Origin of the sequence: Marinomonas sp. 5E14-1 (assembly GCF_039939215.1) — a bacterium.
In the GTDB taxonomy this organism is placed as follows: domain Bacteria; phylum Pseudomonadota; class Gammaproteobacteria; order Pseudomonadales; family Marinomonadaceae; genus Marinomonas.
Genome location: NZ_JBDXMW010000007.1, coordinates 21,825 through 46,531, shown reverse-complemented (window position 1 = coordinate 46,531; position 24,707 = coordinate 21,825). Strand labels below are relative to the sequence as shown.

27 protein-coding genes are annotated in these 24,707 nt (G+C 40.7%); 11 read left to right on the top strand and 16 right to left on the bottom strand.

Going from position 1 to position 24,707, the window contains the following annotated elements:
• Window positions 1-25 precede the first annotated feature (25 nt).
• Both ABFY09_RS08000 and arfB read right to left on the bottom strand, forming a co-directional pair.
• The gene (locus tag ABFY09_RS08000; protein ID WP_347983785.1) at window positions 26-1,006 is read right to left on the bottom strand and encodes a hypothetical protein; all 981 of its coding nucleotides are present in this window, start codon (window positions 1,004-1,006) and stop codon (window positions 26-28) included.
• Window positions 1,007-1,416: 410 nt separating this feature from the next.
• Window positions 1,417-1,830 (bottom strand): alternative ribosome rescue aminoacyl-tRNA hydrolase ArfB, encoded by a 414-nt coding sequence (gene arfB, locus ABFY09_RS07995; RefSeq protein WP_347983784.1) that lies wholly within the window; start codon window positions 1,828-1,830, stop codon window positions 1,417-1,419.
• 163 nt (window positions 1,831-1,993) lie between these two features.
• Between arfB and hisA the strand changes: the two genes are divergently transcribed.
• Complete coding sequence (gene hisA / locus ABFY09_RS07990; protein WP_347983783.1) at window positions 1,994-2,758, top strand: phosphoribosylformimino-5-aminoimidazole carboxamide ribotide isomerase; 765 nt, start codon at window positions 1,994-1,996, stop codon at window positions 2,756-2,758.
• A 200-nt stretch (window positions 2,759-2,958) separates the two neighbouring features.
• On the top strand, window positions 2,959-3,726 hold the full coding sequence (locus tag ABFY09_RS07985; RefSeq protein ID WP_347983782.1) for a hypothetical protein: 768 nt from the start codon (window positions 2,959-2,961) through the stop codon (window positions 3,724-3,726).
• A gap of 27 nt (window positions 3,727-3,753) precedes the next feature.
• Here the strand turns inward: ABFY09_RS07985 and ABFY09_RS07980 are convergent, their stop codons facing one another.
• Window positions 3,754-4,224, bottom strand: a complete 471-nt coding sequence (locus ABFY09_RS07980) for a hypothetical protein (protein ID WP_347983781.1) — start codon at window positions 4,222-4,224, stop codon at window positions 3,754-3,756.
• Between the two features lie 288 nt (window positions 4,225-4,512).
• Here ABFY09_RS07980 and ABFY09_RS07975 point away from each other — a divergent pair, with 288 nt between their 5' ends.
• The 3 genes from ABFY09_RS07975 to ABFY09_RS07965 all read left to right on the top strand — a co-directional run bounded on the left by ABFY09_RS07975 (window position 4,513) and on the right by ABFY09_RS07965 (window position 7,534).
• Window positions 4,513-5,307, top strand: coding sequence for a sigma 54-interacting transcriptional regulator (locus tag ABFY09_RS07975; RefSeq protein WP_347983780.1), 795 nt, complete (start codon window positions 4,513-4,515; stop codon window positions 5,305-5,307).
• 154 nt (window positions 5,308-5,461) lie between these two features.
• On the top strand, window positions 5,462-5,989 hold the full coding sequence (gene hemG / locus ABFY09_RS07970; protein ID WP_347983779.1) for a menaquinone-dependent protoporphyrinogen IX dehydrogenase: 528 nt from the start codon (window positions 5,462-5,464) through the stop codon (window positions 5,987-5,989).
• A 504-nt stretch (window positions 5,990-6,493) separates the two neighbouring features.
• Entirely contained in the window at window positions 6,494-7,534 is a 1,041-nt protein-coding gene (locus tag ABFY09_RS07965; protein ID WP_347983778.1) for a hypothetical protein, read from the top strand.
• Here the strand turns inward: ABFY09_RS07965 and ABFY09_RS07960 are convergent.
• From ABFY09_RS07960 to ABFY09_RS07945, 4 genes are all read right to left on the bottom strand, one after another.
• Window positions 7,531-7,887, bottom strand: a complete 357-nt coding sequence (locus ABFY09_RS07960; RefSeq protein WP_347983777.1) for a Fis family transcriptional regulator — start codon at window positions 7,885-7,887, stop codon at window positions 7,531-7,533. The two genes, ABFY09_RS07965 and ABFY09_RS07960, sit on opposite strands and share 4 nt — an antisense overlap.
• Before the next feature lie 99 nt (window positions 7,888-7,986).
• Entirely contained in the window at window positions 7,987-8,712 is a 726-nt protein-coding gene (dnaQ, locus tag ABFY09_RS07955) for a DNA polymerase III subunit epsilon (RefSeq protein ID WP_347983776.1), read from the bottom strand.
• Window positions 8,709-9,152: a ribonuclease HI gene (rnhA, locus tag ABFY09_RS07950; protein WP_347983775.1), complete on the bottom strand. Its 444-nt coding sequence runs from the start codon at window positions 9,150-9,152 to the stop codon at window positions 8,709-8,711. The genes dnaQ and rnhA overlap by 4 nt, the downstream gene beginning before the upstream one ends.
• Window positions 9,149-9,889, bottom strand: coding sequence for an SAM-dependent methyltransferase (locus tag ABFY09_RS07945; RefSeq protein WP_347983774.1), 741 nt, complete (start codon window positions 9,887-9,889; stop codon window positions 9,149-9,151). The genes rnhA and ABFY09_RS07945 overlap by 4 nt, the downstream gene beginning before the upstream one ends.
• Window positions 9,890-9,987: 98 nt before the next feature.
• On the opposite strand from ABFY09_RS07945, the gene gloB reads away from it, so the two are divergent.
• Both gloB and ABFY09_RS07935 read left to right on the top strand, forming a co-directional pair.
• Complete coding sequence (gloB, locus tag ABFY09_RS07940; RefSeq protein ID WP_347983773.1) at window positions 9,988-10,761, top strand: hydroxyacylglutathione hydrolase; 774 nt, start codon at window positions 9,988-9,990, stop codon at window positions 10,759-10,761.
• 81 nt (window positions 10,762-10,842) lie between these two features.
• The gene (locus tag ABFY09_RS07935; RefSeq protein WP_347983772.1) at window positions 10,843-12,498 is read left to right on the top strand and encodes a LysM peptidoglycan-binding domain-containing protein; all 1,656 of its coding nucleotides are present in this window, start codon (window positions 10,843-10,845) and stop codon (window positions 12,496-12,498) included.
• A gap of 90 nt (window positions 12,499-12,588) precedes the next feature.
• Here the strand turns inward: ABFY09_RS07935 and ABFY09_RS07930 are convergent, their stop codons facing one another.
• The 4 genes from ABFY09_RS07930 to ABFY09_RS07915 form a co-directional block, all read right to left on the bottom strand.
• A complete protein-coding gene (locus tag ABFY09_RS07930; protein ID WP_347983771.1) occupies window positions 12,589-12,879 on the bottom strand; it encodes a pyrimidine/purine nucleoside phosphorylase in 291 nt (96 codons plus the stop codon).
• A 63-nt stretch (window positions 12,880-12,942) separates the two neighbouring features.
• Window positions 12,943-13,839: a transcriptional regulator GcvA gene (gcvA, locus tag ABFY09_RS07925; RefSeq protein ID WP_347983920.1), complete on the bottom strand. Its 897-nt coding sequence runs from the start codon at window positions 13,837-13,839 to the stop codon at window positions 12,943-12,945.
• A gap of 105 nt (window positions 13,840-13,944) precedes the next feature.
• Window positions 13,945-15,291 carry a DEAD/DEAH box helicase gene (locus ABFY09_RS07920; RefSeq protein WP_347983770.1) on the bottom strand — a complete coding sequence of 449 codons (1,347 nt, stop codon included), beginning with the start codon at window positions 15,289-15,291 and terminating at the stop codon, window positions 13,945-13,947.
• Window positions 15,292-15,365: 74 nt separating this feature from the next.
• Complete coding sequence (locus ABFY09_RS07915) at window positions 15,366-15,911, bottom strand: DUF1285 domain-containing protein (protein ID WP_347983769.1); 546 nt, start codon at window positions 15,909-15,911, stop codon at window positions 15,366-15,368.
• A 192-nt stretch (window positions 15,912-16,103) separates the two neighbouring features.
• Between ABFY09_RS07915 and ABFY09_RS07910 the strand changes: the two genes are divergently transcribed.
• Entirely contained in the window at window positions 16,104-17,057 is a 954-nt protein-coding gene (locus ABFY09_RS07910) for a hypothetical protein (RefSeq protein ID WP_347983768.1), read from the top strand.
• Here ABFY09_RS07910 and ABFY09_RS07905 read toward each other — a convergent pair.
• Window positions 17,054-18,064, bottom strand: coding sequence for a glycosyltransferase family 9 protein (locus ABFY09_RS07905; RefSeq protein WP_347983767.1), 1,011 nt, complete (start codon window positions 18,062-18,064; stop codon window positions 17,054-17,056). The two genes, ABFY09_RS07910 and ABFY09_RS07905, sit on opposite strands and share 4 nt — an antisense overlap.
• 107 nt (window positions 18,065-18,171) lie before the next feature.
• Here ABFY09_RS07905 and ABFY09_RS07900 point away from each other — a divergent pair, with 107 nt between their 5' ends.
• The gene (locus ABFY09_RS07900) at window positions 18,172-18,882 is read left to right on the top strand and encodes a 3-deoxy-D-manno-octulosonic acid kinase (RefSeq protein WP_347983766.1); all 711 of its coding nucleotides are present in this window, start codon (window positions 18,172-18,174) and stop codon (window positions 18,880-18,882) included.
• A complete protein-coding gene (locus ABFY09_RS07895) occupies window positions 18,875-19,795 on the top strand; it encodes a lysophospholipid acyltransferase family protein (RefSeq protein ID WP_347983765.1) in 921 nt (306 codons plus the stop codon). Before ABFY09_RS07900 ends, ABFY09_RS07895 begins: the two co-directional genes overlap by 8 nt.
• A gap of 83 nt (window positions 19,796-19,878) precedes the next feature.
• Here ABFY09_RS07895 and ABFY09_RS07890 read toward each other — a convergent pair whose 3' ends face one another.
• The 4 genes from ABFY09_RS07890 to ABFY09_RS07875 all read right to left on the bottom strand — a co-directional run bounded on the left by ABFY09_RS07890 (window position 19,879) and on the right by ABFY09_RS07875 (window position 22,896).
• Window positions 19,879-20,493 (bottom strand): hypothetical protein, encoded by a 615-nt coding sequence (locus ABFY09_RS07890; RefSeq protein WP_347983764.1) that lies wholly within the window; start codon window positions 20,491-20,493, stop codon window positions 19,879-19,881.
• Between the two features lie 67 nt (window positions 20,494-20,560).
• Window positions 20,561-20,941, bottom strand: coding sequence for a YacL family protein (locus tag ABFY09_RS07885; protein WP_347983763.1), 381 nt, complete (start codon window positions 20,939-20,941; stop codon window positions 20,561-20,563).
• Between the two features lie 26 nt (window positions 20,942-20,967).
• Window positions 20,968-21,945, bottom strand: a complete 978-nt coding sequence (ylqF, locus tag ABFY09_RS07880) for a ribosome biogenesis GTPase YlqF (protein WP_347983762.1) — start codon at window positions 21,943-21,945, stop codon at window positions 20,968-20,970.
• A gap of 363 nt (window positions 21,946-22,308) precedes the next feature.
• Window positions 22,309-22,896 (bottom strand): ACP phosphodiesterase, encoded by a 588-nt coding sequence (locus ABFY09_RS07875; RefSeq protein ID WP_347983761.1) that lies wholly within the window; start codon window positions 22,894-22,896, stop codon window positions 22,309-22,311.
• A 232-nt stretch (window positions 22,897-23,128) separates the two neighbouring features.
• Between ABFY09_RS07875 and ABFY09_RS07870 the strand changes: the two genes are divergently transcribed.
• A complete protein-coding gene (locus ABFY09_RS07870) occupies window positions 23,129-24,661 on the top strand; it encodes an ABC transporter substrate-binding protein (protein WP_347983760.1) in 1,533 nt (510 codons plus the stop codon).
• Window positions 24,662-24,707 lie beyond the last annotated feature (46 nt).

Genomic DNA, 24,707 nt, shown 5'->3' with positions numbered 1-24,707 from the left:
TAAATTTTCCCTCTTGAGCGACTTGTTAGAGCAACCTTTGCTGCCCATTCTCTTCAAATTCCTCAATTTCTTTTTGAGAAACTTTTAGGTGTTCAACTTTTAATAGTTTATTTGAAATAGCTGGTTGAAAGAAATCAAATACTCTTTCACTTCTATCTGGGCGTTTAGACTCTTCATCTATTTCTTCAATGTCGATAATGAGCAGTAATAAATCGGCATTTATCTTTTTGGCTTCACGATAGAAATGGATTTTGTTTAACATTACATATAAACGGTCGTAATACATAAGACTAGCGCTGGTACTTGGAATTACCTCAATGAACCTCTCATTGCTTGCAGACTTAAGATAGCCATCAAATATAACCCTTCTATTCATTATTGGATCTATTTCGTCGAATGAGCCTGAGAATTCGACTCTTTGTATTAGTTCGCTTTGTGGTATTGATGATTGCGTGAAATATTTATTTAAAGCAACTTGCTCCGCTTTTCTTCTATTTTGACTGCGTTCTCTTGATTTTTCACGAGATTTCTCTCTTTCAGCAAGGTGTTGAACGGCACGTTTTATCTCATCTTGATCTTCTTGCTCATCTTGATCTTCTTGCTCATCTTGATCTTCTTCGGGAGAGTCTTCAGATTTTACAACACCAAGAGCTTTAAGCCACTCCTCAGATGGCGCGTTATAAGTGTTATTAACTTGTGATTGCTGGATATTTGAGACTATTTTAAATAGCTCTTGGCGTAATTCTTTGTTTTCTGTCTTTACCGTTTCTTTTTCGGTATCTTTCTTTTTTACCTCATTACTTAGAGTTAGTATTTTGCCAATACTTAAATTATTGAAAGACTCTGACAATATAAGAACTACAACAATTGCTATAAGAGTAATTATACCTGTAGTTATTTGATATTTAGGTTCAGCGAGGAAAAAACTTAAAAAAGCCATAATTGATATTGCTAAAGCTACAATAGCAATTAACCAGCGAACAAAATAATTTACTTTTTTTTCCAATTTACACTCCATTGCTACGAGTTGCTCTAACAGTTTATTCTGCCGCTTAAGCGGCTTTGTACGAAGCGTTTTTTTCAGACCGCTGAGATTAACACTTCCCTTTGTAAGCTTTTAATACTCTCGCTCTAGAGTAATCCTGTCAATTTTAATACCTATAAAAAACTGCACACGCAGTTTTCCTCTTGTTTCTGCTGCATCGATAGATCTGAGAGCTTCCAAAGATGTAGTCCCATTCCATGTGCTGTAGCACAAGCAACTAGGTTGAGCTTAGGTGAACATCACCTTCAATGTCAGATTACGGTCGTGCCTCCCTCATCGTGGCCTACGTGAAGGTGGGAATGCTCAAGTAGTGTTTCAGGTGTTACTGTTTGTTTCTCCATGCTATTAATCCCAGCGGCGAATCCTAAGTATTAATCCCAGTTACTGCGTCTAAGGCTTTTCTTTTGACCTTGTTGTTTCTTTTGATCGACGCGTTTTTTCTGGGAAGAGCGAGTTGGTTTGGTGGCACGACGTACTTTTTGCATGCGTGTGGCGTCTTGGATCAACGCTTTTAAGCGCGCCAAAGCGTCTTCTCGATTCAGTTCTTGGGTTCTGTGTTGTTGGGCTTTAATCACAATATCGCCCTCTTTGGTGAGACGTGAGTCTTTTATCTCAAGCAGTCTTTCTTTATAGAAAGCAGGCAAAGAAGAGTTCGCTACATTGAAGCGCAAATGAATCGCTGACGAGACTTTATTCACGTTCTGACCACCAGCGCCTTGCGCGCGGATGGCCATCAATTCAATCTCATGATCAGGAATAGAAACAGCAACGGTAATTTGCAACATAAACAGGCTTTGACGTTGTATAAATAAAAGAGCCGCGATTATAACAGGCAAATGATTCGTTTGCTTTGGCGCATCGTTTCCGACCGATTTATCGGCTATACTGCTCAATTATTCGATTATACATTCAACATTATATATCCAACGTTTTTAATAGGAGCGTTTTGTGACTCAGTTTCGTCCTTGTGTCGATTTACATGAAGGCAAGGTTAAACAAATTGTAGGTGGAAGCTTGAATGATAAAGGCGCTACCGAGAACTTCATCAGTGAATACAATGCCGAGTATTATGCAAATTTGTATCGTGAACATGGCTTAACTGGCGGTCATGTTATTGCGCTTGGCAAAGGCAACCATGACGAAGCCATCAGTGCCCTGCGCGCTTACCCAAATGGTTTGCAGTTTGGTGGCGGCGTAAAAGACAACAATGCGGCAAGCTACTTAGAAGCTGGCGCTTCTCACGTTATTGTGACGTCTTATTTGTTTAAATATGGTGAATTCTCTTGGGATCGCTTAGACAAAATTAAGCGTGAAACAGGAACAGATCGCCTTGTATTGGATTTGAGTTGTCGACGTACGGAAGACGGCTGGAGCATTGCAACTGATCGCTGGCAAACCATTACTTCTACGAAAATCAATAAAGAAAACTTAATTGAATTAGCTGATCACTGTGATGAGTTTTTAATCCACGCTGCTGATGTAGAAGGCTTACAGTCTGGAATCGATGAAGATTTAGTGCGTCTGTTAGGCAGCAGTGCTTGCCCTGTAGATATTACCTATGCTGGTGGCGCTCGTTCGTTGGCAGATTTAAAACGTGTGCATGAATTATCAAACGGTCTTGTGGATTTAACCATTGGCAGCGCGTTGGATATTTTTGGTGGGCAAGGCGTCACTTTAGATGAATGCATTTTGTGGAATCAAACACAAAAGTAGCCAGTTCAGGCTGATCAAAAAAGAAGCATTTTCTGTGAACCCTTGCTTCTTTTTTGAATAAACATCTTCATTTTATGGTTTTTGCTCATCTTTACTTATTCTTTAAACAAATACAGTAGTAAGTAAAGAAGGCTTCATCTCGACATCAATCACGCCATACTTCATACTTGTTTTTTTGTATTTCACCTCAGGACAATACCATGTCTCTATTTCGTACTGGCCTTTTACTTGCGACGCTGTTACTTAGTGCCTGCTCGATGCCAATATTAGACAATTTATCGTCAAACACTTCTCCAGAAAAAGGCAACACTCAATCAGGAGCCAATGCAGAATCAAGCGATCTACTGATTCCAAACCTTCAAGGCCAAACAGACGAAGTTGTAGAAACAATCAATAGCACTTCATATGACGAATTACTAACAAAATATAACGGTCAGAAAGAACTGGCGGAAGCAAACTATGAGGAACTTAAAAGCCGAGTAGGTAAAGCAGACGCCCTTCCAAAGTTGTTAATCAATACAAGCACCAGCCAACAAAATATTGACACCACAATCCAAGAGCTTCGCAGTTACACAAGCAAAACCAATACAGAGATTGCGCAACTAAATGCCCGTGTGGCGGATCGTCAGACAATGGCAATCAATGGTGACTTAATTCGCGTATTTTTGTCTGAAGCGACGATTAACCATGCAGGACATGAATTCAAAGCTCAGCCACTTGTTGGCCAATGGGTAAGAGGAGAAACCAGAGTCATTCGATTAAAAGACCATATCTTCTTTGAGAATCCAAAGTCAGAAGATTTAGTCATCACTTTCTCTGAGACTTATCAGCTTATTGTTAATCAACAAGTGATTGCCACAGTTAACCCGAATAGAGAGAAAAACAGCACTAGCTTTAATGTGCCAACACAAGATAACTTAGGCAAGATTATTGGCAAGTTAGACTATCGAATAGAAGACAAAAAATAGTGTTTCAGAAACGTAGCTAAGCTCTATTTATTTAATGAGTTTAGCTGCTTTTCGCCTGCTTTCGGTATTATCTAATACCACTTGAATACGCGACAAATAATCAATAATGCCATTCGCAAACACTCGATTATTCAACTTTCTAACCAACCTTCCTACGCGTTTTATCACTTGGCAATTTACATGCATAACACGAGTAGAAAGAAACCTATCTGACGCATTAAGTGCTGATATATACGCAATCGCAATGTAACCCGGTTCTGGATTCATAGTGCCCGTGTCTTCTGGTAACTCATCAACTCCTTTCAATAACCTTTCAGCCAACTGTTGATATAAAACAGAAACCGTTTTAAATACATGTCGATCTAAAGTGTTGCTCACTCGTTCATGGGACTTAGCATTCGCTGAATATCCATCTAGACACATGGAAAGCATATCCCATAAAAGATGAGTATCAGGTAATTGAGCTAATTCCGTTTGTGCCCCTTTATAAGTCGTCATGATCCACCTCCTTTCAAAAAACAGTGAACTTTGTACAAATAAGGATGATTAAGCCCTGGTTTACTGAAAGCCTCCTTGGTAAACCTATGACACTCTACAACCCTATGATTTTATAGCCCTAATATAAGTTTTGATCTAATTAGGGAAAATGATAATGCCTTCTCCAAAGCTACTTATGCATATTAAAGATCCATCATTAGCTTCGGACTTATTGTCGTTGCAAAGTCTTTGCCAATATGAATTGAGTGTTAGCCAACAAACAGAAAACTGGCTAAAAAGAAGTGCAATGTGGCTCTTATTGAAGCAGGTTCATGTCACGATAGTGTATTAAAAGAGCTTATTAATAGACCTATTCTGTGCCAAACCGAATTCATCTTTTTCAGTACCGAGAGCCCTAATCCAACGCTCGACCATCTAATTAAGAAGGACGCTGGTTTTCACTATCGTGCGCCCTATCATTTCTCTTTGATTGATTCTTCACTTCAAGAGATCTTTTGTGAGCTAAATCTCACAAAAGAAAGCACCAATGTACAAACCAGTTACCTTGATCAATTTAGGCTTTTAGTGGGCTCCTCGGCCAGCATGCACTCTTTGTATCGAACTATCGGCCATAAAGATCACCAAGGGGTTTTCGAACAAGCAGAAGGCGGCACTCTGTTCCTAGATGAAGTCACCGAAATGCCTTATGAACACCAAGTTAAGCTACTACGCGTGCTTGAAAGCAGTGAGTACAAAACCGTTGGCTCTCAGCACGTAAAAATAGCCAATGTCCGTATTATTGCAGCAACTAACCGAATCCCAAGTGAAGCAATCCACTCCGAAATTTTCCGTGACGATTTGTACTTTCGTTTAGCTCAATTCCCTATTTATGCCTCTAAACTTAGAGACAAAGAAGGCGATGTCTTTGGCTTAGCTCAGTACTTTTTAGCTTACCGAAACAATCAAGACGGTCTTGCAGAGTTTTTATTACTTAAAAATGAAGACAATGACAACGATATAGAACAAAAATCCAAAACACAGGAAAAATTTTACCGCAGTGCCCAATCAGATATTCGAGCGGGAAAACACAGTTCGGCAGAATAAATTAGAACTAGGCTTTCTTAAAAGTTAGATAAAAATGTCATCCGCCTTCAAAAATAGATTTGAATTTTGACACACCGTCCTTGAGTGTTTATAACAAGTTCCACTAATAGCATCTTGCTCTTTCCAATCCACAGAGGCGGCTTTCTGAATCACTATGTCTAATATTTTAATTCTTTTCTCTACTACAGACGGTCATACCAAGAAAATCAGCCAAAAGTTACAGGAAACAATCGAGCAGTTAGATCATTCTGTTAGCCTGCTGCCCATTGAAGAAGCCAACCAAGAGACGCTAAACACACAGGATAAAATTGTGATCGGCGCCAGCATACGTTACGGCAAACACCAAAAACAGGTGGTTGATTTCATCACTCAACACAAGACCTTATTAGAGAGTAAACCAAGCGCCTTTTATACGGTGAACCTTGTTGCTCGTAAACCTGAAAAGTGTCAACCAGACACGAACCCTTACATCATCAAGCTCTTAGCTCAATTAGAGTGGAAACCAAGCCTACAAGGCGTTTTTGCGGGTAAGTTAAATTATCCTAAGTACGGCTTCATTGACCGTAATATGATCCGTTTCATCATGTGGATGACAAAAGGACCGACAGATCCAACGACGGTTAAAGAATTCACAGATTGGGAAAGCGTACAAACCTTCGCGCATTCTATCGACACGCTATAATTTGCCTACTGTGCCCGAAGTCGATATAGAATCCATTCAGCATGTTGCCTAGCTCGGAGTGGTTTTTATGCGTTTCTTAGTAGAGCTAGAATTGAATCCCAAAAGTGGTGAAATACGTCAGAGAAAATGGTGAGGTCTTCAGCCAACATGACAAAACGTCAATGATAGATGTGGCAGACGCTCACTAAACTGGTGTGCCTTTCCATGAAAATAAGATATTTATTCAACGCCTTCGTAAATACTTAGAAGAGAAGACCCCCCAACTAAAAGAAAGGATGCAAAAGATCCTCAATCAAACCGATTCTGACTAACCTCTCTCATTGGGTGAACCGGCCTGAAAACAATAAAATAAGAGTATTTTGTAGAAATTATTTTATTTTTTGCTTTTTAGTATCATCCAATATGTCAATTATTTCGTAAGTTAACTAAATTGGTTAAAAACTTTCATAAAGTGATGTTATAAATCAATTTTTAGACCACGTAATTTTTAACTTAGAGATTCAAATGAACACACATAAAACCCAACAGGATACAGGCAGTTATATTGCCCTTGGTGAATACTGTTTAATCTCTGCGCCAACCGTTAATTTACCCAATGGCGAAAGCTGTGTTCCTCAGCATTTTTATGGTTACAACCATGATTTAGAAAGTGTTGAATCCATTTTGAAGCACATCCAATTCTCCAATCACTACCCTATTTTTTGTGCTGAAGATGACCAAGGGCTCTTTATTCAAGTGGGGATTATTGGCCGAGAAAACTACCAACGCAACAATCCAGTCCGATCCAAAAAAATTGTCTACGGTCGAAAATGGCGCGTTGAGCCAAATTTACCTACGTCCGAGATTATCCAAACCGTTTTTCTTGCATTAAAAAAAGCTCGAGAACATGAAATACGAGAATTGATCACTCTGTCATCTATAGATGGACAAAAAGTGAGCACGCCTTTTAATAGCCATCATGATCTGCCTTTGATGGCGGAATGCCGGAGCTTATTTCAATTATCTGAAACCAAACAAAGCTTCACAATTGAGTCTGTACAGCAACTGTTAGACACACTTAGATTTGATCAAACTAAAATCCAATGTGTTGACCTTGTTCATCGCAGAAATGGCAAAGTCTTGATTGATGTGATGTTTAATATTGGTGACAAAGAGCAAGATAAGAACATCGAATTCTCTGAGCTTCACGGCATAGAAACCACTTTAGTTTTGAATTCCTCGTCCGCTAATGAGCTGCTGTACGCTTTAATGGACACTCTGATTCAATTAAGTGATCGCTATGTGGAGAAACATTTTAAATTTAACGGATTTAATCGCTTTAGCCGAGAACACGACCTACGACAAATTGGTGAGTTTTCCATTAACACGCGCTTTATTCAATCCAACAAACTGGACGAAAAAGGCAAGCAGCTCATCACAGAGCATAACTGTTCAGTGGACGAATCACGCGCCCCTAATATCAAACTTGAGCAGCAAAAACTCAGACTTGCTGAGTCGTTTAGAAACATTGAGATGATAGAAGGCTTTTTACCAAAAGGCTTTTAATGGACAGTCAAACGATGTAAGCGCTCATTCCACTTACCATTGTGCGAGCGCTCACACGCTTCTTCTGTATCAAACAGAATAGATTGACCTAGGTTTTTAATCGATAAGCCAGCTCGGTTTAATTCGTCCACGATTAAACGACCAAAATACTCATCTTGCTTACTTTCTCGGGCCGAGATTAAGTCTTCGTCTTTTTCAAACACACAAATGATCTTAAGCGAATCTGGGAAGTGATTGAAATTCACCAAATGTGTCAACCAAACAAAGCCAGACACCTCTCCCAAAGCACTTTCACACACTTGAGTTAACGCTTCACGAAGAGCTTTCTCTATTTTCTTATCCGATTTTTTCATGCTTCTCACAGAGGATGGTTCATTAACCAAACAAGACAATGAACCAATTTATGATGTCAAAGTGTCCTTGAGTTCTCTAAGACCGACAAAAGAAGCCTTTTAATTAAGAGGCTGTTCAGGCTTTCGCCACAGAGATTGACCTGATTTTTTATCAATCAAATCCAAACGCTCTTCATGCATTTTTAACTCTTGTTCATTTGGTCTAATAACTTTTAGACGAGGACGATCTGCTGATAACCTACGAATCACATCTTCAGAGCCGTCTTCTTTAGATTCGCCGTCAGAGCCGTTGCTCAAACCTAAACTGGTTTGACCACCCGTCATGAGCAAATACACATCGGCCAAAATCTCGGAGTCTAACAAGGCTCCGTGTAACTCACGATGCGAGTTATCTATTCCATAACGGCGACATAACACATCAAGGTTATTCTTCTGACCTGGATGCTTTTTACGCGCATACACCAAGCTATCGAAGACGCTGCAGACTTCCGCGGTTTTTGGGTAGCCACCAATGCGGGCGAATTCATGATCCATAAAGCCAATATCAAAGGGCGCGTTATGGATAATTAATTCAGCGCCTTTAATGAAGTCAAAAAACTCTTGGGCGACTTCATGAAAGCGAGGTTTATCTGCCAAGAATTCATTACTGATGCCGTGTACTTGGAAAGCTTCTTCTTCGACTTCTCGATCAGGGTTTATGTAGACATGAAAATGACGATTCGTCAGCTTACGCCCGATCATTTCCACACAACCAATTTCGATGATTCGATGCCCTTGTTTAGGGTCAATACCGGTTGTTTCTGTATCTAATACGACTTGTCTCATGCTGATGCCCTCAACTCTTCAATACCTTGATTGGCTAAGTCGTCGGCAATTTCATTGCCTTCTATACCTGCATGACCTTTCACCCATTTCCAAGTGACTTGGTGCTTTTGACAGGCTGCATCTAATGCTTGCCATAAGTCCTTGTTTTTTACCGGCTGCTTAGAAGCCGTTACCCAACCTTTTCGCTTCCAGCCTGCCATCCATTCAGTAATCCCTTTTTGCACATAAGAAGAGTCTGTATAAAGCGTCACATTACATTCTTCTTTTAATGCACCAAGCCCTTCTATGGCGCCCATAAGCTCCATTCGATTATTGGTTGTGTCGTGTTCACCACCACACAATCGTTTTTCATGTTCACCAAATGTTAGCCAAGCGCCCCAGCCACCAATTCCTGGATTGCCCTTACAGGCACCGTCTGTATATATAATTACATCTTTCACTCTTTCATCTCTTTTGCTGTGGGCTTAGTTAATGGTGGTACGCGAACACGCGCTTTTGTCCAATGTGGTTTTATCGGCGTATAACGTTTTACCTGTTTGGTGGCTGTCATTATATACACGCCACTAAAAGGTAACTTGAGCGGTCGCAGCATTTTTTCTAGCCATTTAAAACGCAATCGCCAATTGCCATTTTGAATAGGTGGTTCGTAGTAAATAAAACGCTTTGTTTCTAAGGTTAAGCCCGCTACTTTCAGCCAATCTTCTAGGCGTTGATGAGCAATAAAACGAGCGCACCAAGGCGCTTTTGCTCGCTTAGAAAACAACCGACAAAATCCCCATAAACTCCAAGGGTTAAAACCGACGACAATTAACTTCCCACTTGGTAATAAAGTTCTAGCCGCTTCCCGTAAATCATCATGTGGTGTAGCGGATGTATCCAATGTGTGATGAAAAATATGCACATCAATACCATCTGTTTCAAAGGGCAACTCATTTGATTTTGCAACTATGGTACAACTCGAAGCACCAAGCTCTAACACAGGCGCGATCAGAATGTTTTCTCGGAGGCGATGATTATGAAACGCTATTTTTCTCAGCGGCGATTGTGTTACTAAGTAATAGCCAACTGTGGAATCTAGCGTGGCTTCTATTTCTTTCAACTCAAGCTGAAGCACACTATTACCGAGGTTACTCTGATACCAAGTCTGAAAAAATTGTCTTGATTGATTATCCGACATAAAATCAATTCTCTATAAAAACGGCATGGCGATGTATTTATTTTGGTCATCGGCTCGTCATATATCATCTAATCATTCTTATATAAAGTAGACAACACATGAACTTACTTCCGCTTCCTGCCTTTCAAGACAATTATATCTGGATAATCGAAGATAAAGATAGTTCAGACATTTGGGCAGTAGACCCAGGTTCCGCTAAGGTTGTCATTGAGTACTGCGCTCAGCATGAAAAAAAACTCGTGGGCATTCTAATTACTCACCATCATAATGATCACACTGGTGGTGTTGCTAAGCTGAAGGAACAAACAAACTGCCTTGTATACGGTCCAAAGCATCTAAAACATCTGGTGACACATCCTGTCAAAGAAGGTGATGAAATCGTTGTTTTTACAAGAGTCTTTTCTGTTTTAGAAACACCAGGACACACTTTAGATCACCTTTGCTACTTTTCTGATCAAGCAATACCCATTCTATTTAGCGGTGACACACTGTTTAAAGGTGGCTGTGGGCGAATTATGGAAGGTACACCAAAGCAGATGCTCGCAGCCATGGAAAAGCTTTCCACTCTTTCTGACAACACGCTCGTGTATTGCACTCACGAATACACATTAGCCAATTACCGTTTTGCATTATCTTTGGAGCCTGATAATACAGATTTAATGGAAAGTCATCTTGCGTGCACTCTTCTAAGAGAACAAAATAAGCCGACTTTGCCTTCAAATTTAGGTTTAGAGAAAAAAACTAATCCTTTTTTACGTTCTCACAACCCTTCTTTGAAAACCCAAGCGGCACAACAACTTAAAGAAGAAGTCGCGATAAATTCCATCGAATCCTTCAGTCAAGTCAGACGCGCCAAAGACACTTTTAGTTGACCTCTTTCGCTACACCCTTAAAATGACAAAACTTTATTCAATTTAGTGAGTTTCATGATTTATAGAATTTTTTGGATTTGCTTGACAAGTCTTACCCTAAGCGCCTGTCAAACGGCCTCCAAAATAGACACTGATGTTTCATCTAGCTCATTAGAAACAGTTGATGCAGTGGAAGCTGATATAGTCGATGCTGATCCTGAACGCTTAGGTTTTATTGATAGCGTTCCCGTTATTGATTCCTCGCTTGAAGAATCTACCACCCCAGAAGCCAATACAGAAGAAGCAACAGATCAAGAGCCTGTCGTTGCTCTTAACAAGCCAAAAGTTCCTGATGATATTTGGGACAGAATCAGAGCAGGTTATCAGTTAGATTTAGACATCGATCGCCCTCGTTTATCTTCTCAATTACGTTGGTTTAGCTCTCACCCATCTTACTTAGATCGTGTGTCAAAGCGTGGCGAACGCTATCTTTATTACATCGTAGATGAATTGGAAAAAGCAGGTATTCCAACAGAAATAGCGCTTTTACCTATTGTTGAAAGTGGCTTTGACCCTTTTGGCTATAGTCACGGTCGAGCATCTGGTCCTTGGCAGTTTATTCCTTCAACTGGTCAGATGTATGGTTTGGATCAGACTTGGTGGTACGACGGACGCCGAGACATCATTGGTTCTACTCAAGCCGCGATTGCTTATTTAACTCGTCTACACAAGATGTTTGATGGCAATTGGTATCATGCCCTTGCTTCCTACAACTCTGGCGAAGGTACCGTTTCAAGAGCCATTCGAAAAAATAAAAAAGCAGGCAAGCCAACAGATTTTTGGTCGCTTGATTTACCAAAAGAGACGCGCGCCTATGTGCCCAAGTTAATTGCTTTGGCGAAGATTATTAAAAATCCAGAAAAGTACAACTACTCTACTTACTTTATTCCTAACAAGCCTTACTTTGATGTGGTGAATATTGGCGGGCAGCTGGATTTAGCTCAAGCCTCAGAAATGGCTGGTATTAGCATTGATGAAGTGTATTTGTTGAACCCAGGTTTTAACCAATGGGCGACATCTCCAGATGGTCCTCACAGACTATTAATGCCAGTGGGTAAAGCGAAACAGTTTAGAACTAAATTAGCTGAAATTCCGCCTCAAGATCGAGTCACTTGGGTGCGTTACACAGTAAAAGCTGGCGATAGCTTGCTGCTAATCGCAAAACAGCACAATACAACCGCTGGCGTTCTACAAAATGTGAATAAGATATCTTCTTCTCTTATTCGCGTTGGACAAGAGTTGATGATTCCAGTTGCTGGCAACAATATTGAAAGCTACACCCTCAGCTCTCACCAACGCTTGCTAGCGAAGCAATCTCGTGCGCCGACTAGAAACCGAATCAAAATAAACTACACAGTAAAATCTGGCGACAGTTTATGGCTCATCGCCAACAAATATGAAACAGACAGCAAAACTCTTGCTCGCTGGAACAGTATAGGGCTTGCTGATTCACTTATGCCAGGTCAGAAGCTAGTTGTTTGGTTGCAACCTAAAAAATCAACAAACACCAACAGCACTCGCAGTGTGATGAAAAAAGTAGTTTATACCATTCGTTCTGGCGAATCGCTGGCACTGGTTGCCAATAAATTCAAAGTATCGGTAAATGACATTAGAAGCTGGAACCCGAAAGTGGCCAGCCAAAAGTATGTTCAGCCAGGTGACAAAGTAACCTTATTAATCAATGTTGTTGGTGGTTAAGCAGACACCGACTCGTTCTACTACTGCTAAAAAAGGGCCTGTTTTGATTTAAACAGGCCCTTTTTTATGATCAAGCTTATTGGCTTGCTACTATTCGTAACGGCAAAGATAAGCGGTTGTTTCAGCCACTTTTACTTGAAAGCTCTGATTAGCTTCAACAATAAAAGTCTCACCTTTCGCAAAGGTTTTCCATTCTGTCTCTGCTGGTAAAAGTACAGTCAATGAACCTGATACAACCGTCATGTATTCTCTTTGGTTCGTACCAAATTCATAGTCACCTATCGCCATAACACCAACAGTTGATATTCCTTCGGCATTGTCTAATGCAATGGATTTTACTTGATCATTAAAGTAGCTGTTTACTATTAACTCTGTGCTCATAAAACATTTCTCACTGATATTTTAAAAAAGCCTTCTTTTCCCAAAATAGGATAAGAAACGCACTCAACCATTTTCATTACCTGCCATCTGCTCAATGATCCACTCTTTAAAGGCCATCATTGCAGATGTCACCGATCGACGTTTCTCATAAACAAGATAGAAAGATTTATTCGTAATCAAATGCTGATCAAACAATACTTTTAAAGTACCGGCCTGTATTTCTGGCATGACCAATTCAGGATCAGATAAAGCGACACCTAAGCCTTGAGCAGCCGCGCCAGCCGTTAAAGAGCCACTCGAAAACATCAAACCTCGCCGGAAAAGCGTTACATCTAAATTATGCTGTTGAAGCCAATCATGCCACTCATCTTTACGCTTTGTAACGTGTAAAAGAGGATAAAAGCGCATATCTTCAGGAGTGTTAATAGGTTGATCTGCTTTGATTAATCTAGGATTGCATACAGGTGCCAGTCGAGCGGCACGTAAATAATGGATTTCAACTCCGTCCCAATCACCATTTCCGAAATACACAGCCATATCAATGTCATTGGCGGAGAAATCAACTAAACCAGAAGACGAGCTTATTTCAATTTGAATATCAGGGTAACGTTCTTGAAAGCTTTCCATTCTCGGCATCAACCAACGAGTCAGAAAGGCCGGCGCAACCGCCAATCTCAATGATCCCGTTTTTTGCTGACTTCTCAGCTCCGATGTGGCGTTTTCTAGCTGTTCAAAAATGCTTCGGATAGGCTTTAAATAGGACTCCCCAGCTTCCGTTAATATCACTTTACGTTTAGTTCGACGAAATAGCTCAATACCCAGAAAGCTTTCTAAGCCTTTAATTTGATGGCTAATCGCCGAAGGCGTCACAGACAGCTCTCTAGCCGCTTTATTAAAGCTGCCATGGCGTGCTGCTGACTCAAAACATCTAAGCGAGTTTAATGGGGGAAAACGATTAATAAGCTCATCTCCAATAGATAAGAAATATTAATCAATATAGTGAAAATAACTCACCTGTCAATAAATAAAGCTTCATTAACAGTCAAATTCAAAAGCCGTAAAATATTACTCGCCTTCATCACCAAGATTCGCTGGCTTTTCTGTTCGCTTAGAAGGCAATTTAAAAGCCTCAAAACCATCTTGCTGATTATCATGAAAGCGCGCTTTACCTTGCAGTTTCTTAGCCACTTTCTTAGGAGAGTTACTCGCCTTTTTATTAAGCGTTTTCTTAGCCTTTGGGCGAGCGGGCTTCACTGGTGCCAAACCTTTAAATTTAGGCTCTAAACCCTCAATCACTTCTGTTTCAAACGTCTTTTGTAAGAATGCTTCAATAGCTTTGAAGTTCACCCAATCTTTTGGTCCAACAAAAGAGTACGCATCACCTTTAAAGCCTGCACGACCTGTTCGACCCGTTCGGTGAACAAATTCTTCAGCTTGTTTAGGTAAGTCAAAGTTAAACACATGGGAAACACTCGCAATATCCAAACCGCGAGACGCCACATCTGTACTCACAAGAACCTCAAACTGCCCTTTAGCAAAACTTTCCATGGCTTTGTTTCGAGCACTTTGCGACAAGTTGCCGTTCAAAGCTTGAGTGGTTAACCCCCAACTAGCGATCATTTCAGCAAGGCGAACTGTGTCATTTTTTGTCGCTGTGAATACGATGGCTTGTTTGATCGTTTGATTCACTAAAACATGCTTCAACAGGGCTTCTTTATGATCAAGGTGATCACAAAGCAAAATATGTTGGGAAATGTCTTTGTGCTCATCAAAGCCTTGACCAATTGCCACACGAGAAGGCTCTTTCAACAATTCCCCTGCAATTGTACTGACTTCCGTATTATCAAGCGTTGCAGAAAAGAACAATGTCTGACGTTGACGGTGACTAGCAGCTTCGTTTATGGCTCGCATTGCATCCGCAAAACCCAAATCCAACATACGATCAGCTTCATCTAAGATAAGCAGCTCAAGACCTTCTAAATACACATGTCGTTGTTTCAAGTGATCAACCAAACGCCCAGGTGTTGCTACAATAAAATGTGGGTCTTTTTGCAATTGTTTATGCTGGTCGTTAAAGTTTTCTCCACCCTGAATTAAAGTAGATGTAAAGCGACTGGCGGCAAGTAAAAGACGTAACTGACCATAAACTTGCTTTGCTAATTCACGGGTTGGTACTAAAACAACTACTCTAGGGTCGCGTTTGGAGAGTGCTTTTTTCTTATACACACGATGTAATGCAGGTAAAAGATAAGCCAATGTTTTCCCTGAACCGGTTTTTGACGACGCCAATAAGTCTCGACCTGCCATAGCTTCTGGAATAGCGCGAGACTGAATTTCGGTTGCTTCATCAAAGCCCAAATGGCCGATGGACTTCAAAATGCGATTATCAAAACCAAATTCTTCGAATAACAAAAAAACACCCCTTTAAAACGACAAAACAAGAAAACGTACAACGACGTATAGTTCGCGCATTATAACCCAGTTCCTCATTTATCTTGCATTAAAAGATACGATTTACCGGCACTGATTATGCCTATTCCTGTTCCTTTTTCGGTTTCAACCTGCACCAAGCTTTCCACTAAGGCATAAAATACATTTCGGCTCAGTAATGCCTTCATGCCGTAACGCATCGAAATATAAGGACGCTCTTCATTCTCAAAAGGAGACACCCATATATCACAGTCTAGACCAAGAACTGAAACATCTTTGGTTTGTGTTGTAAATTCAATAGCTGGCCCTTGCTTTGTCTCTATCCAATTCCATTCCGTCACCAAAAAAGGCGCATCTTCAACTTGGATCCGCACTTTCTCAACAGGCGTTACTAAAAAATACTCCCCTTCTTCAAACCATAAAATGCGGCTGAACATATCCACCATGGCGGGACGATGAATTTTTCCACCTTCATGTATCCAATCTCCATTTGCTTTTATGACTAGATCCATATCGCCACAGAAGTCAGGTTTCCATAAGTGCACTGGCGGTAACAAAGAAGTCGTGATTTCTTTTAAGCCTTTTAAAGCGATATCAGACATAGAGAGCTTCCTGTTAATTTTATGGCAAACGATAAGGTATTGAGCGAATTAGCCATTCTCACTTCATCTACAATATTATTCAACTTACAGAGAAAGCCATGAATTCGTTTCACTGTTAGAATAACCACATCAAATAAATATACCGAAGCGCAGAACAAGGTTATCTGCCTCGACGACTTAGAGTGTGACATCATGAAATCCGAATTGGCAAGAAAGTTCCAAGACCCTAACCGAGGTGTGTACTTCATCGGCACAACACCACCTCGCTCCTCTGTTGAAGAAGAGCAATTGGAACAAATTAGTAACAAATTATTGGGTCGCTTAGCAGGTGTTGAAGCCGATGGTTTAATTGTCTACGACATTCAAGATGAAACCAGCCGAATTGATAAGCCTCGCCCTTTTCCTTTTATGGAAACACATGATCCAAGAGCTTGGTCAAAACGCCTTCATACTCAATCTGGCAAGCCAGTTATCACTTATAAGTCTGTTTCCTCTCGTAGCTCAGAAGAATTTTCAGGCTGGTTAACAGAAGCTTGGGAAGATTTTGGCATTCGTGATTTGGTTTTGGTGGGCTCCCCTTCTTCGGACGGCGATATCAAATTACCTTTACCAAAAGCGTACGATACTTTAAAAGCCTCACCTCATGCCTTCAATTTGGGCGGCGTCACTATTGCAGAACGTCATGCTAAAAAAGGAGATGAACATTTACGCATCATGAAAAAGTCTGATGCTGGCTGTGAGTTTTTCATCTCTCAAGCGGTTTATAATCACCAAGCAACGGCAGACTTAATCAGTCGCTATGCCAGAGAGTGTAGAGACCAGGGTGAAGAGCCGAAACGTATTATCCTGACTTTCACGCCATGTGGCAGCTCCAAGACACTAGAATTCATGGAATGGTTAGGCATTTCTGTCCCTGATGCCACTAAGCATCGTATTTTGGATTCTGCGACTCCATTGGCTGAATCTATCAAAATTTGCCGTAATGCCTTGGAGCAAATTATTGAGATTGCGCTCCCTCTTGGCGTTCCTCTTGGCTTAAACATTGAGAGTTTAACCAACAGAAAAGAAGAGATAGACGCGTCCATTCAATTGTACAAACTATTGAAAGCTACACTGGACTTAAAACTTGCTGAACAAGCGCTTTAAATAAAGCGCTTCACTTCCGCTAAAACTTGGTCAACGTGGATATGTTGCATGGCTTCAGCATCATGTACTCGCGTTGACCAAGGCAGTTCTGCCACCGGCTTTTGATATTCCTTCTCAGCCAATTGCTCATACACACTTACCACTTTATCCAAGTCTCGATATGGCCCAGTTCGTTTTGGATTGGAATGCGCATACAAACCTAATACTCGCGTTCCAACCAAAGTTGCCATATGAGCAGGCCCAGTATCTGGACTGATGACCAGTTCCGCGCCTTTCAAAACACTCAACATAACGTCTAGTTTTGTTTTACCGACAAGGTTAATAACAGAATCTGTTTGTTCTGCAATGATGTGTTGAGCAAAAGACTTCTCTTCCGATGATGGCCCACCAGTAATAACCACTGCCATACCTTCACTTGAAAGGTACGCCATGACAGACCGATAACCTTCCACGGTCCAATTTCGATCAGCTTTAGAGGCCGAAGGATTCAAAACCACATAGCGACTCGGCAAATCGAAAGTTGTCTCAGGTAAATTCAATTCACAAGGCAAGCTTGGCTCTGAAATCCCCAACACACTTGCGATAGACAAAAAAGAATCTAAAACATGCTCGCCCTTTGGTTCCGGCGCATATTCATTAACAAACCAATGTTGCTTTTCCCTAGAGTGAGATAAAGCAAAGCCAATGCGACGTTTGGCTTTCACCATACGAGAAACAAGGCTTGCTCGCAGCGACCACTGCAAATGCAACAAAACATCGAACGTCTGATCTTTTAATAAAGACCGCAATGCTAACAACCCAGAAAATCCATTTTTTTTATCGTACTCAACTACATTCACACCGTTCAACAAACGAACTAAATTTGCTTCTAACGGCGAAGTCACCCAAGTCACTTTCATGTCTGGATAGCGTATCATAATTGATTGAACTACAGCCATAGCGTGACACACATCACCTAATGCAGATAACCTTACCACGGCTAAATGCTGAATTTTCTCTTGTTCCATCTCTTCCTCTAGGGCTGCTTAAACAGAACAAGTATTATAGAATAGACATCATTGAATGTGTCCAACTTTATAGACATAAGACAGAACACAATAACGAAGCGAGCAAGATGCCACAGCCCATCAAAGTATCATCGAACACTTTTCTCTTAAAAAGTGATCAAAACCAGCCACTCACTACGTCATGGTTTGATCCTGAATTCTGGCAATCCCAAAAAGCATTAACAGGCACTGGTACTGGTCGTGGTGAGGTATGGTTTATTAACAGTGAATTCGGACGCTTCGTCATACGCCGCTACCGTCGAGGTGGATTAATCGCAAAATTCAATAAACGAGGCTTTCTGTTTACAGGCCAACAAAACACTCGCCCTTGGCTTGAACTCAGTTTATTGGAACATATGCGCAATCTGAACTTACCAGTCCCTAAACCCATTGGTGGGCTCTATACTCTTAAAAAAGGCTTTTACAAAGCCGAATTACTAACTGAGACCATCGATCATGCAGAAGACCTTTTTGATCTCATCAAAAGTGACAAAAAAGATCAAATTGCATGGCAAGAGGTTGGCAAGGTCATCAAGCACTTTCATACTAGCGGTATTTACCACTCTGACTTGAACTGTCATAACATCATGATAGATAAGCAAGGAAAAGTATGGGTGATTGACTTCGATAAATGCGAACAAAGAACGCCAGATCCAAGCTGGATGCAATCTAATATTGATCGACTAAAACGCTCACTGGATAAAGAGTCGGGCAAATTTTCAAATTTTTATGTATCAGAAAAGCAATGGCAGGCTTTTTTAGAGGGATACCATGGCTAAGCAAAGCACATTAGATAAAAGCATTAAAGAGTTTATCAGCCCAAAACACTGGTTAAGTTGGTTAGGAATGGGGGTCGCTTTTTTAATTAGCTTTCTTCCTTGGCCTGTCTTACAAGGAGTAGGTAAAATTTTTGGAGGACTTCTCTATTCATTATCACCTAGACGTCGGCATATTTGTAATGTGAACTTTAAAATTTGCTTTCCAGAAATGACCAAAGCAGAAAGAAAAAAGCTCACTAAAGAACACTTTAAAAGCATCGGACAAGGCACGTTAGAAACCTTCGCCTCTTGGTTTCAAGATAAAAATCGCTTCGCATCACGAGTTGTGTTTGAAGGACAAGAAGTAATTGATCAAGTACTGGCTAAAGGTAGAGGCTGCATCCTAATTAGTGGTCACTTTTCCTCTCTTGATATTTGCGGTAGCCAAGTGCCACGTATTCTTGACGTTCACCCTATTTATAAACTGCAGAAAAACCCCGTTGTAAACTGGGTTATGGAGCGCCAACGCAAGGCAATCTTCTCAAAAACGATTGAACGTAGAAATATGCGTGAAGTGCTTAAATCACTGAAGAAAAATAAAGCCGTCTGGTACGCAGTAGATCAAGACTACGGTCGAAGAGATTCTGTTTTTGCTCCTTTCTATGGTCGTGAATGCGCAACCATAGCGCACATTGGACGTATTGCAAAAATGACCAATGCTCCAGTTGTTCTTTACGATTACGGCCGCACAGAAAATGGCTACCACCTAACATTTACAGAAGTGCCAAACTTTCCAACGCCAGATGATATAGAAAATGCAACCACGATTAACCGTCTAATGGAAGAAAGTATCAACCCTAAGAAGCCACAGTATTTTTGGGCACACCGACGTTTCAAAACCCAAAAAGAAAAAGGCACACCTTCTCCTTATTAGAAATCGTCAATAAAAATTTAAAAAGTACATAAAAAAACGCCTATAAAGGCGTTTTTAGAGAGATAAAGCAACGTTGAAACTAACTACTTAGATTCACCTTCTTCAATCTCGCCAACACAATTATCTGGGTATTCTTCAGACAACTCATAAGCATCATCGCCCATATCGTCATTGGCAAGCATCAATGCTTCTTCATAAGCTCCACCAAATTCGATGCGCGTAATGTCGTATAGATCGTATTCAAAAGTATCATCAAACCAACGGGCATCGGAGCCGATTTCTTCTAGCTCATACGTCACTGCATCAGCACGTATTACACGGCCTATTTCACAGCTGTCTGGTTCAACTTCTTCACGGTGTAACGTCACCAACCCAAACTCTTCACTGATATCAATTAACAAAACAGCAAGGTCATCTAAGTCAACTTCTGGGTCGACGACCTCTTCGCCACGCAGCGTTAATACTTTCTTCTGAAAATCATTAAAAGGCGCCGGATGTGCAAAGTCACTAATGTCTTCTAAAAATAGGACTTGGTAGCCGTTAAGGCGAACACTATCATCCACTAATTGGAGCAAAACCATTTCTTCGTTGGCGTCTACAACAAAGCCGTCAGTCCAACTATCTGGTCCGTCTAAGTCTTCACGAAAAATGCGAACAACATTATTTCGAGTACGGGCTTTTTCCAATTCGATGAGCATATCGGCTCCCTAAAAAAACATTTAAATTAATATCGGCTAGTGTAAACCCAGCCAGCGCAAGGAACAACTATTGCAGCACTTCATACCAATTTTCGATCATATTAATCAAATCATCCAAACCACATTCAGCTTGAATACCATCGGTAGATGTTTGATAGAAGCTTTCCTGAGAGTCAAACATAGCTTTTATTTCTTCTTCCGCTGAATCCATATCCACTTGTCGAATCACAGAAACGCCTTCTTCACTCAAAATCACGCTAAAAGGGCCGTGTTTAAATTCCGTTGTTTCTTTTTCAGACTCAGCCAATCGTGCCGCCATTAACACACGCTGTATGCTTTCTAATTCACGCACATACTCGGATACCCATTCACCAATCGCGGCAAACTCATAACTGGTATAAATGCGGTAAATGCTTTCGTCCTGATCAAAGGCAATCTCATAATCCATGACCCTGAACCTCACTGATTGTCATCTCAATTCTCGCCTGACTTACCGGATTGGGCATCACGATAAGCTCGATTATTTGCACGTTGTCGCTGAGGCACGGCAGCCGCTAATTTTGCCTGCTTTGCTGCTTCTTTCTTCGCTTTTGCCTCTTCGACCAAAAGCTCTTCTCGTGCAATCATTTCTGGGGTTTCCATAACGTAAGAGCCAATCGCACCTGTCCTTACGTCATTTAAAAAAACTTCTGCCGCTTTATGCATGTCAACTTTACCGCCAGAACGTAACGCACCACGCTTGGAACCAATCACCTTCAATACATCATATGGATCTGAAGCGACCTCTTTTAATTTATAGCGAGTAGCAAGTGCTTCGTTATAATCTGTCATAAAGAATTTAAGGCCGACTAAAGCCACATCTTCATAGTCAATAGCGGTATCGCGTACAGCGCCGGTAACGGCTAAACGGTAACTGGCATCTGGATTTTCTATTTTAGGCCACAAAATACCGGGGGTATCTAACAGTTGAAAACCATTGGTTACTTTCAGTTTTTGCTGCGCTTTAGTAACAGCAGGTTCGTCTCCGACTTTCGCCACCCGACGGCCTAACAAAGCATTCATTAGGCTGGACTTACCTACATTAGGAATCCCTGCAATCATGGCTCTAATCGGCTTTTCAGCCGTTCCACGATGGGGCACCATTTGCCCAACCCATTGGCTAATTTTAGCGACATCTGACTTATCCAAAGTAGAAAATGGATGCGCCAATATTCGGTCGTTACCTCGCCAATGATCAAGCCATAAGTCCAAACGCGTTTTATCTGCTAAATCTTTTTTGTTTAATAAACGAAGGACAGGAACATCACCTCGTAAGGTATTTAGCATAGGGTTTTGGCTAGAATCAGGAATACGAGCATCTAATACTTCGATGACTATATCCACTTGCGTCATGACTTCTTCGATTTCTCGACGCGCTTTGTTCATGTGCCCTGGATACCACTGAACGCCCACCTAATTCCCCCTATTGTTATGATCACCTTTAATGGCCGAGTTTAAGGAAGGTGCGAATAATAAAGGTTTATCCACACGCTGAAGCCAGTGAACTTGTTCGTACCTTCCTTAAATCAGTTCAATCAAGTTTTTGCGGTGGCGGATTCTACCACAAGTTCTGACGAGATAGAGTAAATACTGCGTATATCTCACTGATAGATTTCCTCCTGACTTAAGTCAAGGTGAATCCCAACAAAAGATTTACACTCTTTATGACTTAATTAATAGGAATTAGAAATCTGCATCTATTTCTTATGATTAAGTTGTTCTTAAGTGTGACCTGTTAGTCAGGGCTGCGTGTGGCCCTGGCTTTTTTTAACAATATCACTTGCCCTTCTCACTTTTCGTCTCTTCTGCGACAAAATCGAGTAAATCTGGATACAAGCTTAAAAAAGGTTCTTCGGCTTGTTGAATAATGTCTGGTAATTCATCAAGAAAATCTTGCAAGTAATGTCCGTACTGCCACCTTCTCATAATAGACAAAATGGCTTTTTCTACCCCCTCATGCGTTCCCAAGCTAGACAACCAATTATGCTGTTCTAATGAACTAATCATATTAAACAAGCGCTCAGGGCCACGATCTTTGTCTTTGGACAACTCATCTACCGCTTGATCGCAAAAGCGTCCCAAAGGTACATCGCTAAACCGATTCCAATATTGAATTAACCAATAATCCATTGCTATATCTTGAACAATACCTGCAAATCGACGTCGCCCTTTTCTAGGTATAGAACGAAACGCCAAACTCGCTTCATGCTTATCAACCATCACATCTACTTGCTGATGCAAACGCCATCCCATAAGTAAGTCTTCATCTAATGATGAAGGATCAATAGGAAAATCGCCTAGCAAATTTCCTAACCAAGAAGTGTCTGTTTCAGCCGCAATATGTAGATGCGCAAAATAATTCATAACTGCTTATCTATATGATTTGAATAGGTTCAATAGAACATAAATCACGACGTAATATGTCTAAATCAACCTATCTTGCTGTCTTTTTACTTAATTTTTTGTAAAAATGCTTTTTCGTCTAAATGGTCAGTATGAATATCAAAAGAGATTTTGCGCAAAAAACAGCAGCGCTCACCCTTTTTTATTAAAGACCGTTCCATTATAAAGAGCCAAGAATACAAGACCGATACACATGAATATAAAAGCTATTATAGTCTGTTGTTTGGCTTCCATCATATGGAATAGTGCTTTTGCAACCACATTACGTATGGGCTTTGATGCAGACCCTATTTCATTAGACCCACATGAACATCTTTCAGAAGGTACTCTGCAGTTTTCCCATTGGGTGTTTGATCCTTTATTAAGATGGAATAGGCAAGGTGAATTAGAAGCCAGATTGGCAACAAAATGGCAACGTCTCGACTCTCGTACCATTCGTTTTTTCTTACGCAAAAACATTCACTTTCATTCAGGCAATACCTTCACTGCAGAGGATGTGGCTTATACGATTAACCGCTTAAAAAAGTCATCTGACTTTCGAGCTATGTACGATTCAATTGAGTCAACCAGCATTATTGATGATCATACAATCGATGTACACACAACCACATCTAACCCCTTGTTACTTAATATCATGACATATGTTTTCCCAATGGATAAAAGCTTCTACCAAGGGCGAGATGAAATTATTAAACACGGAAATTCTTTCGCCTCTAAACACGTCTCCGGTACTGGTCCTTTTACTCTAGTTGATCGAAAATTGGGAAATCGAATGGAGCTAATACGTAATCAAAATTATTGGGACACAAAATCGAAGGGCAATGTTGATCAAGTAATCTTAACGCCAATTCGTGCCGATTCGACTAGGCTTTCAGCACTTTTTTCTGGCGATGTAGATTTTATCTTCCCAATTTCTCCCACTGACATTGCTCGTACAGAAAGAACTCCCGGAATTCAAGTTGTTACAACGCCAAGTACGCGAATTATCTTGCTACACATGAACCAAGATCGACGTACAGAATTCAAAGACATCCGAGTAAGACAAGCCATTAATCTGGCGATTAACCAAAAGCTCATCGTAGAAAAAATATTAAAAGGACATGGCACACCCGCTGGACAGCTGACTCCCGACAGCTTCATAGGTCATCTAAAAGATGTAGAACCAAACTACGACTTACCAAAAGCCCTTCAATTGATGAAAGAAGCGGGTTACGAACAGGGCTTTCGTATCAGCATGATGGCGCCCAATAACCGCTATTTAAACGATGAAAAAGTGGCTCAAGCCATTTCTGCCATGCTCGCTAGAATCAACATCATCGTGGATTTAAAAACCTTGCCCAAAGCTCAATATTTTAAAGAATTTGATAATCGCAGCGCGGACATTATGATGCTTGGTTGGCAATCTGACACCATGGACGCTAACAATCCATTTGAATTTATTATTGCCTGCACGGATGTTAAAACAGGGCTAGGCATCTATAATGCCAGCGGCTATTGTAATCCCAATATTGATCAAAAGATCCAACAAGCAAACCGAGAAATGGTTCCAGAAAAACGCAAACAATTATTGCAAGAAATAGAACAGGCACTGTATGACGACACGCCGATTGTTCCCCTACATTGGCAACCTCTTACTTGGGCTGCAAAAAACAAAGTTAAAATTCAAGACATCATCAATGATATGAACCACCCTTATTTGGGAGATTTAGTCGTTGAAGACGAATAAAAACAGTGAACGCTTTGAAAGTTCAACATTAAAGAACATAACTCAA